This is a genomic window from Streptomyces sp. UF-297, assembly GCF_058245575.1.
This window is the reverse complement of sequence record NZ_JBSIBZ010000155.1, coordinates 1-11010: the sequence shown is the minus strand read 5'-3', so window position 1 is coordinate 11010 and position 11010 is coordinate 1. Positions and strand designations below refer to the sequence as shown.

Annotated in this window: 11 protein-coding genes; 4 read left to right on the top strand and 7 right to left on the bottom strand. The window is 71.9% G+C overall.

The features are described from left to right. From AC4IJH_RS42255 to AC4IJH_RS42245, 3 genes are all read left to right on the top strand, one after another. Positions 1-357 (top strand): PucR family transcriptional regulator (locus tag AC4IJH_RS42255; RefSeq protein WP_490857358.1); only part of this gene is annotated, 357 nt, incomplete at its 5' end. A gap of 127 nt (positions 358-484) precedes the next feature. Then, complete coding sequence (locus AC4IJH_RS42250; RefSeq protein ID WP_490857357.1) at positions 485-3217, top strand: AfsR/SARP family transcriptional regulator; 2733 nt, start codon at positions 485-487, stop codon at positions 3215-3217. Between the two features lie 156 nt (positions 3218-3373). Continuing rightward, the gene (locus AC4IJH_RS42245; protein ID WP_490857356.1) at positions 3374-3949 is read left to right on the top strand and encodes a DUF4232 domain-containing protein; all 576 of its coding nucleotides are present in this window, start codon (positions 3374-3376) and stop codon (positions 3947-3949) included. A 51-nt stretch (positions 3950-4000) separates the two neighbouring features. On the opposite strand, the gene AC4IJH_RS42240 is transcribed toward AC4IJH_RS42245, so the two are convergent. Then, positions 4001-4873, bottom strand: coding sequence for an NAD(P)-dependent oxidoreductase (locus AC4IJH_RS42240; protein WP_490857355.1), 873 nt, complete (start codon positions 4871-4873; stop codon positions 4001-4003). A 144-nt stretch (positions 4874-5017) separates the two neighbouring features. Between AC4IJH_RS42240 and AC4IJH_RS42235 the strand changes: the two genes are divergently transcribed. Continuing rightward, on the top strand, positions 5018-5680 hold the full coding sequence (locus tag AC4IJH_RS42235) for a TetR/AcrR family transcriptional regulator (protein ID WP_490857354.1): 663 nt from the start codon (positions 5018-5020) through the stop codon (positions 5678-5680). Positions 5681-5772: 92 nt separating this feature from the next. Here AC4IJH_RS42235 and AC4IJH_RS42230 read toward each other — a convergent pair whose 3' ends face one another. The 6 genes from AC4IJH_RS42230 to AC4IJH_RS42205 form a co-directional block, all read right to left on the bottom strand. Continuing rightward, positions 5773-6363: a TetR/AcrR family transcriptional regulator gene (locus AC4IJH_RS42230; RefSeq protein ID WP_490857353.1), complete on the bottom strand. Its 591-nt coding sequence runs from the start codon at positions 6361-6363 to the stop codon at positions 5773-5775. 125 nt (positions 6364-6488) lie between these two features. Beyond that, a complete protein-coding gene (locus AC4IJH_RS42225; RefSeq protein WP_490857352.1) occupies positions 6489-6872 on the bottom strand; it encodes a VOC family protein in 384 nt (127 codons plus the stop codon). Positions 6873-7059: 187 nt separating this feature from the next. Then, the gene (gene serA / locus AC4IJH_RS42220) at positions 7060-8664 is read right to left on the bottom strand and encodes a phosphoglycerate dehydrogenase (protein WP_490857351.1); all 1605 of its coding nucleotides are present in this window, start codon (positions 8662-8664) and stop codon (positions 7060-7062) included. Between the two features lie 255 nt (positions 8665-8919). Beyond that, entirely contained in the window at positions 8920-9918 is a 999-nt protein-coding gene (ilvC, locus tag AC4IJH_RS42215; protein ID WP_490857350.1) for a ketol-acid reductoisomerase, read from the bottom strand. A 134-nt stretch (positions 9919-10052) separates the two neighbouring features. Further along, entirely contained in the window at positions 10053-10577 is a 525-nt protein-coding gene (ilvN, locus tag AC4IJH_RS42210) for an acetolactate synthase small subunit (RefSeq protein ID WP_490857349.1), read from the bottom strand. Positions 10578-10617: 40 nt separating this feature from the next. Continuing rightward, a partial coding sequence (locus tag AC4IJH_RS42205; RefSeq protein ID WP_490857348.1) for a thiamine pyrophosphate-dependent enzyme occupies positions 10618-11010 on the bottom strand: 393 nt, incomplete at its 5' end.

The window sequence follows — 11010 nt, the reverse complement described above, 5'->3', positions numbered from 1 at the left end:
GAGGCCGCCGCCCAGGAGCTCGCCGCGGCCCGCCCCGCCCGCGCCGAGCCGCGGCTGCGCCCGGTCGCCGAGTGGTGCTCCATCGGCTCCTACCGCCTGCTGACCACCCTGCCCGCGGACGGACCCGACGAGGCGGTGCGCCCCCTGCTGTCCCCCGCGCACACCGAACTCGCCCGTACCGCCGAGGTGTTCCTAGACTGCGCGGGCCAGGCGAGCCGTACGGCCCAGGCGCTCGGCATCCACCGCCAGACGCTCTACTACCGGCTGGGCCGGGTGGAGAAGCTCACCGGCCTGGACCTGGACGAGGGCGAGGACCGGCTGCTGCTGCACATGGCGCTGAAGTCGGCCCGGCTGTAGGGCGCTCACGGGCTCCTATTGCGGGTTTTACGGGAGAGCCGCGCGGGGCGCGAACGGGGCCCGGCCACGGGCGGGCTCCCCCGCGCCTTTCGATAATCTGGCTCTTTCCCCAGGAGGAGTTGCGTCAGTGGAGTTCCGGCTGCTCGGAGCGGTGTGTGTCGTCACCGAGGCCGGCGAGCTGCCGCTCGGGCCCGCCAAGCGGTGCAGCCTGCTGGCCGCCCTGCTGCTGCGGCCCAACCGGCCCGTCCCGGTGGAGCAGCTGATGGCCACGCTGTGGGACCACGAGCCGCCGCCGCGGGCCCGCGGCGTCATCCAGGGGCATGTCTCGCGGCTGCGGGGGCTGCTCGCCGCCGCGGACGCCGGGGCGTTCGGCGTCGAACTGGTCACCCAGGGCACGGCGTACGTCCTGCGGATGCCGAAGTCGCTGCTGGACGCCCACCGTTTCGAGGAGCTGGTGACGCTGGCGCGCACCCGGCGCGCCCCGGCCGACGCGGTGGCGATGTACCAGGAGGCGCTGGCACTGTGGCAGGGCCCCGCGCTGACCGGCGCGTACCCGAGTCCGCCGCTGCGGGCCGCGGCCCACGCGCTGGAGGAACTGCGGCTGGCCTCGGTGGAGTTGCTGGCCGCGGGCTACGGGGCGCTGGGCGAGCACGCCCGGGCCGCGGCGGTGCTGCGCGCGGAGACCGAGGCCCATCCGCTGCGCGAGTCGCTGTCGGCCGCGCTGATGCGGGCGCTGCAGCGGGCGGGGCGCCGCTCGGAGGCGCTCGACGTCTTCCACCGCACCCGGCGGCTGCTCGCCGACGAGCTGGGGGTCGACCCGGGCCGGGAGCTGGCGGACGCCTACGCGCAGGCGCTGCGCGGCGCGGATCAGGACCGAGCGCCGCGGCAGGCGCCCGCCGCGCCCCCGCCGCCCGCCCCCCTCGTCCCGCCCGCCGTGCCCGCCGCGGACGTGGCCGACCTGCTGCCGCGCATGCCGCGCGGCTTCCACGGGCGCGTCGGTGAACTGACCGCGCTGTCCCGGGCCGCCGCCGGTGAAGCGCCCGTCTGCCTGGTCACCGGCCCCGCGGGCGTGGGCAAGACGGCGCTGGTGGTGCACTGGGCGCACCGCAACCGCGCCGCCTTTCCCGGCGGTCTGCTCTACGCCGATCTGCGCGGCTTCAGCGATACGGGCGAGCCGTCCCATCTGGAAGTGCTGCGGGAGTTCCTGCTGGCGCTGGGCCTCGCGCCGCGCCGGATACCGGAGTCGGCCGGGGCCGCGTCCGCGCTGTTCCGCTCGCTGGCCGCACAGCGCCGCCTCCTGGTCGTGCTGGACAACGCGCGCGGCTCGGAGCAGGTCAGGGAGCTGCTGCCGGGCGGGGCGCACTGCGTCACGGTGGTCACCAGCCGCTACCGGCTGCGCGGCCTGATCGCCTCCGACGCCGCCCGGCCCGTCCCCGTGGACGTACTGGAGCCGCAGGACGGTACGGCGCTGCTGGCCGCGGTGCTCGGTACACAGCGGGTGCTCGCCGAGCCGGTGGCCGCCCGGCGCCTCGCCGAGCTGTGCGGCGGGCTCCCCCTCGCACTGCGGGTGGCCGCCGCGAGGCTGGCGGACCAGCCGGACTGGTCGCTGGGCGCGATGGCCGCCGAACTCTGTGACGAGTCACGGCGGTTGGGCCTGCTGGACGTGGAGGACACCGGCGTACGGGCGGCGCTGCGGCTGACCGTACGCCGCCTGCCCGAGGACGCCGCGCACCACTTCGCGCACCTGGGCCGCCACCCCGGCACCCGCCTCGACCGCTACACGGCGGCGGCCCTGGCCGGCACCGACCCCGCCGCGGCCGAGGCCGCGCTGGAGCGGCTGGCCGCGGCCCACCTCGTCACCCGCAGCGCGCCGGGCCGCTGGACGCTGCACGATCTCGTACGGCTGTACGCGCGCGACCTGGACGCCGGGCCCGACGCCCTGGTGCGGGGGCTCGACCACACCGTGGCCACCGCCTTGGCCGCGGCGGACGCCGCCGAGCCGGGCGACGAGTCGTGCTTCGCGCTGCCCGCGGACTTCCGCCCGCCGCCCGCCGTACGGGAGTTCACCGGCCGCGAGCAGGCCATGGCCTGGTACGCGGCCGAGCGCGACGACCTGGCCCTGGCGGCGGGCGCCGCGCACGCCGCGGGGCTGCACGGCAGGACCTGGCGGATCGTCCTGGCGCTGTGGCCGCAGATGGTGTGGCGGGTGCGGGACGGCTGGACTGCCCTGCTGGACACGGCACTTGAGGCGGCCCGGGCCGACGGCGACGCGCGGGCCGAGTCGCGGGTGCTGGCCCTGCTGGGCTGGGTACTGACCGAGGAGGGACGCACCGCCGAGGCGCTGGTCCATCTCCAGGCCGCGCCCGCACTCGCCGCCCGGGCGGGCGATCCGTGCGGCGAGGCGACCGCGCTGGTCAATCTCTCGCTGGCGCTGGCGGCGCTCGGCAGCCCGCAGGAGGCGGCCGAGGCGTGCGGGCGGGCGCTGCGCCTGGCCCGCGGCGCCGCGGACCGGCACACCGAGCGGCTGGCGATGTACCACCTGGCCCGGCATCAACTTGACGCCGGGCAGTGGCAGTCGGCCCTGGACTCGGCGACGGCCGCGCTCGCCCTCCAGGGCCCCTCGCACGCGTCGGCGGCGTCCCGCGTGCTGCTGCTGACGGCGACGGGCGAGGCGCTGCTGGGGATGGGCGAGGAGGCCGAGGGCGTCCGGCGGCTCCAGGACGCGGCGTACGAAGCGGAGTGCGACGGCTACGACGAGGGCGCGGTCCGGGCACTGGGCGCGCTGCTGCGGGTGTCGGCGGACGCCGGGCTGCGGGCGCGGCACGACGCCGCGACGGCCCGGCTCAGGGACGGCGTCTGACCGGCGCGCCCCGGCGTGAACCTGCGCTGCGAGCAGGGGCGTTACCCGGACGCCAGCGGCGTGTTAGCGGGGCGCCAGCGGCAGGGGCCAGGATCGTCTCCACAGCAGCGAAACCCCTTCCACTGATCCCACTTCACCGCTCGGGGAGCCCTCAGCATGCGTACATCCCGGATTCGTACCGCCGCCCTGACCACCGCCGCCACCGCCGCCCTGGCCGTGTCCCTGACCGCGCTGACGGGCGGCCCGGCCTTCGCCGCGGGCTCCGGCTCCGGCTCCGGCAAGGCCACCGCCGCCGGTTCGCCCACCCGTCAGTGCGACGGCCAGGAGATGTCGTACTCCGTCCTGCACCGCTTCGCCGGGCAACTCGGCGAGCACCTGCTGATCACCGCGCGGAACACCGACGCCAAGCCCTGCTGGGTGACGTCCCACCCGTCCGTCATGCTCGGGGACACCGTGGACGTGCTGCCCCACTCCTCCGACGACGCCCCCGGCGGCAGCGCCCGGATCACCGTCAAGCCCGGCGGCAAGGTCTACTCCGCCGTGGCCCTGTTCGCCGACAGCGCGAAGACCCACACCTCCGCCGACCTCTCGCTCGCCCTGCGCGACCAGAGCGGCGACACCGGTCCCGGCACCGACCTGCAGGCCTTCGACAGCAAGGGCGTGCCCTCGAAGTTCACCTGGTCCTCGGCCGAGGTCACGAACTGGAACACCGCCAAGCCGTACGACTTCTGACCGGCGCCCGCCGCGTGCCGGTACGCGACACCGGCACGCGGCCACCGCCCGTTACGACGCCCCTTGCTGCCAAAAGACCTTGACCAGACTGGTCAGGCTGTCCTGGCCGTATCCCGCCGCCGCGCCCTTGCGGAAGGTCTCCAGTACGGCGGCGGGCAGCGCGGGGTCCACACCGGAGTCCTTCGCGGTCTGCACGACGTGGTCGAGGCTGGCCACCGCCATCGTGATCCGCTCCACGTCGCCGCCGTGGTCACCGGCGTCGATGCGCGGCGCGTAGAAGTCGATGAACTGCCCGATGTCGGCCGCACGCAGGGCGTAGGGACGGAAGTCCACCGCCGGGATCCCGTTGGCCCCGGCCAGCGCCTGGGCGTGCAGATAGCCGGTCAGCGCCGTCCAGAACAGGTCGATCCCGATCTGGTAGTACAGCGCGGCCAGGCCCTGGTCCTCGCCGCGGTAGTCGGTGCCGGTCAGCACCTGAAGGGTGTCCCGGTACTCCTCGAAGAGGTCCCGGGGCCCGCTGTAGAAGGTGACCGATTCCGGGCTGCCGATTCCGGAGGGCGGCACGTTCACCCCGCCGGTGAGGTACCGGGCGCCGTGCCCGGCCGCCCAGACGGCGGCCGCCCTGGCCTTCGCCGGGGTGTCCGAGCTGAGATTGACCAGCGTCCGGCCGGACAGCGCATCCGTCGCCGGTTCCAAAATCGCGTACAGCGCCTCGTAATCGGTCAGACTCAGCACCACCAACTCATTTGCCGCCAGGGCCTCTTGGACCGTGGCGGCACGCCGGGCCCCCTGCGCCACCAGCGCGTCCGCCTTGGCGGCGGTCCGGTTCCACACCGTCACCTCGTGACCGGCCTTCAGGAACGCGCCCACCATGGCCTGCCCCATCGGGCCGAGGCCGATCACGGTCACTGCCTGCTTGCTCATGAGAATTCCCCTCCGCCGAAGCCGCGCGCGGCCGCACAGGACCACCCGAAGCCGCTAGAACGAACGCTCTATCCAGCTCGTGACGGAAACGTAGCACAGCTCTAGAACGAACGCTCTACTCAATTCGGCTCGTAGACTCGTGCCATGGAGACGACGTCGAAGCGGGCAGCAGCACGGCAGCCGGAGAGCAAGCGGGCTCCGGCACAGAAGAAGGCCGAGGGCACCCTGGGCACCCGCGACCGGATCATCCACGCGACCTCGCGGCTGTTCCAGCAGCAGGGGTACGAGGGCACGGGAATCAAGCAGATCGCCCGGGAGGCGGGCGCCACGCTCGGCTCCGTCTACCACTTCTTCCCGGGCGGGAAGCAGGAGTTGGCCACCGCGGCGATCCGCCACGGCGACCAGGAATTCGCCGACGTCCTGCGGGACGGCCTGGGCGAGGGGCAGGACCCGGGACAGGCCCTGATCGACTGCGCGGCGAACCTCGCCCGGTGGCTGCGCGAGTCCGACTGGCTGGACGGCTGCCCGCTGACCGCCACCGCACTGGAGGCCGTCGGGCGCACCCCGGACATCCAGCAGGCGGTCGCCCACGCCTTCGACAACTGGCGCAACATCGTCGCCGACCGCCTACTGACCGCGGGCATCCCCGAACAGGACGCCCGCGACCTGGCCCACACCGTCATCGCCACCCTGGAGGGCGCCGAACTCTCCGCCCAGGTCTCCCGCAGCGAACAGCCCCTCCTGATCGCGGGCCGCCACTTGGCCCGCCTCATCAACTCTTTCGAACGGACGGCGACTGCAGACTAAGCGGGCCCACCAGAGCCCTATCAGGGGCGCGGGGAACTGCGCGACCAGCCCCCACCGAGCCGCGGATCGACGACGACACTCCCAGCGAAGCGTTACGCGCCGCGCAACACATCCCCCTCCACAACCCGCCGCACCGCGTCGGCCAGATCCCGCCCCGTCGGCAACGCCTCCGGCGAGACGAGGGACTGCACCATCAGCCCCGTGAGCAGCGCCTGATAGAGCGAGCCGACCACCCGCGCACTCTCCGCGTCCACCTCGCTGTCCGGCACCCCCTCGAAGACCGCGACCAGTCCTTCGCTGCCCTCCGGCAGCGCCTCGCCGATGGCCGCGCGCAGCCCGGGGTCGCGCGGCAGCAGCCCCAGCACCTCGATCTGGGAGGCCACGAACTCCGGCCGATCCTTGAAGTGCTGCAGAATGCGGTCCCACACCAGCGCGAACCGCTCCATGGGCTCCTCACCCGCACCCCGCTCACCGCCGAGCGTGGACTCGAACCCCTCCGCCCACTCCCGTACGGCCTCCACGACCGCCTTGCGCATCAGCGCGTCCTTGGACCCGTAGTGGTACCCGATGGACGCCAGATTGGCCCCGGAGGCCGCCACGATGTCCCGGGCGGTCGTCCGCGCATACCCCTTCTCCAGCAGGCAGCGCTTGGCGCCCTCCAGCAGATCTTCACGGTGTCCCATGGCGACACCTTAACCCGGCCCATACGGGCGTCATAGACACTCGTCTTATACGGACGTACGCAGACGCGGGCGGGGGCGGCCGTGCCGTACCGCGCGCACCGCCCCCGCTCCCCGTACCGGACCCGTCAACTCCCGCTGCCGTAAGGGCGGGTGATGACTTCCAGATAGTGCCCGTCGGGGTCGGCGAAGTAGACCCCGCGCCCGCCGTCGTGCGTGTTGATCTCCCCGGCCCGCTGCCGCCGCGGGTCGGCCCAGTAGGTCGGCCCGGCCCCCTTGATGCGGTCGAAGATCTCGTCGAACTCCGTCTCGCTGACCAGAAAGGCATAGTGCTGCGGGGTGATGGGGCCGTCGACCCGCACGAAGTCGAGGGTGACACCGTTGGCGGTGCCGACGGGGAGGAAGTGCCCCATCGGGGGCTGGACTTCCAGGCCCATGATGCCGGCGAGAAAGTGCGCGGACGCCCGCTTGTCACCGGCGAAAACGATCGTGTGGTTGAGCTCGACTGCCATGAGATGCCTCCAGAAGGCATATCACCAGCGCCTCGTGCGCCTCACCCGGACGGTGACAGCGTTCGACGCCGAGTGGATCTTATGCCCGCCCCGGCGTCCGCACCAGAGCGCCTCCACCGACGACGCGGAAGGGCCCGGACAGTGGTCCGGGCCCTTCCTCATGCCGTCTGTGGCGTCAACTGCCCGCTCAGTCGGTCAAATTGACCGTGCGTGCCGAGGTCGCGCCGATTTCGGCGGCGATTTCGGCGAGTACCGGGGCCGGGATGGTGTCGTCCACGGTCAGGGCGACCAGGGCCTCGCCGCCCTCGTCGGTGCGCGAGACCTGCATGCCGGCGATGTTGATGCCGGCCTCGCCCAGGATCCGGCCGAGCGTGCCGACGACGCCGGGGCGGTCGCCGTAGCGCAGGAAGGCCATGTGGTCGGCGAGCGCGAGGTCGATGGAGTGGTCGCCCACCGCGACGATCTTCTGGTGGTTCTTGTGGCCCGCCAGCGTGCCGGAGATGGAGACCTCGTCGCCGCCCGACAGGGTGCCGCGCACGGTCACCACGTTGCGATGCTCGGGCGACTCGCTGCTGGTGGTCAGCCGCACCTCCACACCGCGCTCCTGTGCGAAGAGCGGGGCGTTGACGTAGGAGACCGTCTCGTCGACGACATCCTCGAACACGCCCTTGAGCGCGGAGAGTTCGAGCACCTTGACGTCGTGCTGGGTGATCTCGCCGTACACCTCGACGTCGAGGCGGACCGCGACCTCGCCCGCCAGCGCGGTGAAGATCCGGCCGAGGCGCTCGGCCAGCGGCAGGCCCGGCTTGACGTCCTCGGCGATCACGCCGCCCTGGACGTTGACGGCGTCCGGCACCAACTCACCGGCCAGCGCCAGGCGTACGGAGCGGGCGACCGCGATGCCCGCCTTCTCCTGCGCCTCGCCCGTGGAGGCGCCCAGGTGCGGGGTGGCCACGACCTGGTCGAACTGGAAGAGCGGGGAGTCGGTGCAGGGCTCGGAGGCGTACACGTCCAGGCCCGCGCCCGCGACCCGGCCCTCCTTGAGCGCGCTGGCCAGCGCGACCTCGTCCACGATGCCGCCGCGCGCGGCATTGACGATGCGCACCGACGGCTTGACCTTGTGCAGCGCCTCGTCGCCGATCAGGCCGAGCGTCTCGGGCGTCTTGGGGAGGTGGACGGTGATGAAGTCCGCGACCTCCAGCAGCTCGTCCAGCGTCAGCAGCTTGACGCCCATCTGCGCGGCCCGGGCGGGCTGGACGTAGGGGTCGTAGGCGACGACCTTCATGCCGAAGGCGCTCATCCGCTGGGCGACCAGCACACCGATACGGCCCAGGCCCACGACGCCCAGGGTCTTCTCGCTCAGCTCGACGCCGGTGTACTTGCTGCGCTTCCACTCGCCGTTCTTCAGCGCGGTGTTGGCCTGCGGGATGTTGCGCGCGGTGGCGATCAAGAGGCCGCAGGCCAGCTCGGCGGCGGTGACGATGTTGGAGGTCGGGGCGTTGACGACCATCACGCCGGCCTTGGTGGCGGCGGAGACGTCGACGTTGTCCAGGCCCACACCGGCGCGGGCGATGACCCGCAGCTTCTTGGCGGCGGCGATCGCCTCGGCGTCGACCTTGGTGGCGGAGCGCACCAGGATGGCGTCGACATCGGCGATGGCGGGCAGCAGCGCCGCGCGGTCCGCGCCGTTGCACTGGCGGATCTCGAAGTCCGGGCCCAGCGCGTCGACGGTGGCGGGCGAGAGCTCTTCGGCGATGAGTACGACGGGCTTGCCCGGGGATGCAGTGCTCACGTGGTCTTCAGTCCTCACTAGTCCTTCGCGGACGGCCGTCCCGACGGCCGAAGGCGGTGAAGGGGGAAAGCCGCGTGGAAGACGCACGACGCTGTGAGCCTGACGCGCTTGTGCTGTGCAGTGTAGTGGCGCTTTCGGGCCCGGCCTTCGCCAATGCGGAAGGATCACCCGTGCGTGGTGCTACGCGGTGGACAAGGTACGGACAAAGGGGCCGCAGCGGGTGCCACGGCCCCTTGCCCAGTGGGGTACTGCGGCTTACGCCTCGTCGTCGACCCAGCTCATCAGCTTGCGCAGCTTCTTGCCGGTGGTCTCCAGGAGGTGGTCCTCGTCCGCCTTCTTGTACTCGTTGTACTTGGGCAGACCGGCGTTGTACTCCGCCATCCAGTTGTTGGCGAAGGTGCCGTCCTGGATCTCGGCGAGGACCTTCTTCATCTCGGCCTTGGTGTTCTCGTTCACGATCCGCGGGCCGGTGATGTAGTCGCCCCACTCGGCGGTCTCGGAGACCGACCAGCGCATCTTCTCCAGGCCGCCCTCGTACATGAGGTCCACGATGAGCTTCAGCTCGTGCAGGCACTCGAAGTAGGCGATCTCGGGCTGGTAGCCCGCCTCGACCAGGGTCTCGAAGCCGGCCTTGACCAGGGCGGAGGCGCCGCCGCACAGCACGGCCTGCTCTCCGAACAGGTCGGTCTCGGTCTCCTCGGTGAAGGTGGTCTTGATGACGCCGGCGCGGGTGCCGCCGATGCCCTTGGCGTAGGAGAGCGCCAGCTCGAAGGCGCTGCCGGTGGCGTCCTGCTCGACGGCCGCGATGCAGGGCACGCCGCGGCCCTCTTCGTACTGGCGGCGCACGAGGTGGCCCGGGCCCTTGGGGGCGACCATGCAGACGTCCACGCCGGCCGGGGGCTTGATGAAGCCGTAGCGGATGTTCAGGCCGTGGCCGAAGAAGAGGGCGTCGCCGTCCTTGAGGTGGGGGGCGATGGACTCCTCGTAGACCTTGGCCTGGATCGGGTCCGGCACCAGGATCATGATCACGTCGGCCTCGGCGGCGGCCTCGGCGGGGGTGACCACGCGCAGGCCCTGCTCCTCGGCCTTCCCCTTGGACTTGGAGCCCTCGTGCAGACCGACGCGCACGTCGACGCCGGAGTCGCGCAGGGAGAGTGCGTGGGCGTGGCCCTGGCTTCCGTAACCGATGACCGCGACCTTGCGGCCCTGGATGATGGACAGGTCGGCATTGTCGTCGTAGAACAGCTCGGCCACTTCGGGTATCTCCTTGGTTCTGGCTGGTTGCCCACACAGTACGTCGGGCGGGGCGGGGAAGGTCTCGGGGTCTCGCGATGCGGTCCGCTCACCTGCGCGGCGGGTGGGCCGCGCAGGCGAGCGGTGCGGGCGGATCAGGCCGTACGGTCCAGCGCGCGCAGCGAGCGGTCGGTGATGGACCGGGCGCCACGCCCTATGGCGATGGTGCCGGACTGCACCAACTCCTTGATGCCGAAGGGCTCCAGCATCTTCAGCATGGCCTCCAGCTTGTCGCTGCCACCGGTGGCCTCGATGGTGACGGCCTCGGGGGAGACGTCCACGGTCTTGGCGCGGAAGAGCTGGACGATCTCCACGATCTGGGAGCGGGTCTCGTTGTCGGCGCGGACCTTCACCAGAACGAGCTCGCGCTGGATGGCGTGCTGCGGCTCCAACTCGACGATCTTCAGTACGTTGACGAGCTTGTTGAGCTGCTTGGTGACCTGCTCCAGCGGCAGCGACTCGACGTTGACGACGATCGTGATGCGGGAGATGTCGGGGTGCTCGGTGACACCGACCGCGAGGGAGTCGATGTTGAAGCCGCGGCGGGAGAACAGCGCGGCGATCCTGGCCAGGATGCCGGGGGTGTTCTCCACCAGGACGGAGAGCGTGTGCTTGGTCATGGGCTCGATCTCTCTTCTGTGTGCCTCGGTTCCTGGTGGATCAGTCGTCTTCGCCGTCGCCGAAGTCGGGGCGCACCCCGCGGGCGGCCATGACCTCGTCGTTGGAGGTGCCGGCCGCGACCATCGGCCAGACCTGGGCGTCCTCGTGGACGATGAAGTCCACCACGACGGGGCGGTCGTTGATGGCGTTGGCCTTGGTGATGACCGCGTCCAGCTCGGCCGGGTCCTCGCAGCGCATCGCGACACAGCCCATGGCCTCGGAGAGCTTGACGAAGTCGGGGACGCGGGTGCCGCCGCACGGCTGCTTGGTCTCGCCCTCGGCGCCTTCGCCGGGGCCGGAGTGCAGCACGGTGTTGGAGTAGCGCTGGTTGTAGAAGAGGGTCTGCCATTGGCGGACCATGCCCAGGGCGCCGTTGTTGATGATGGCGACCTT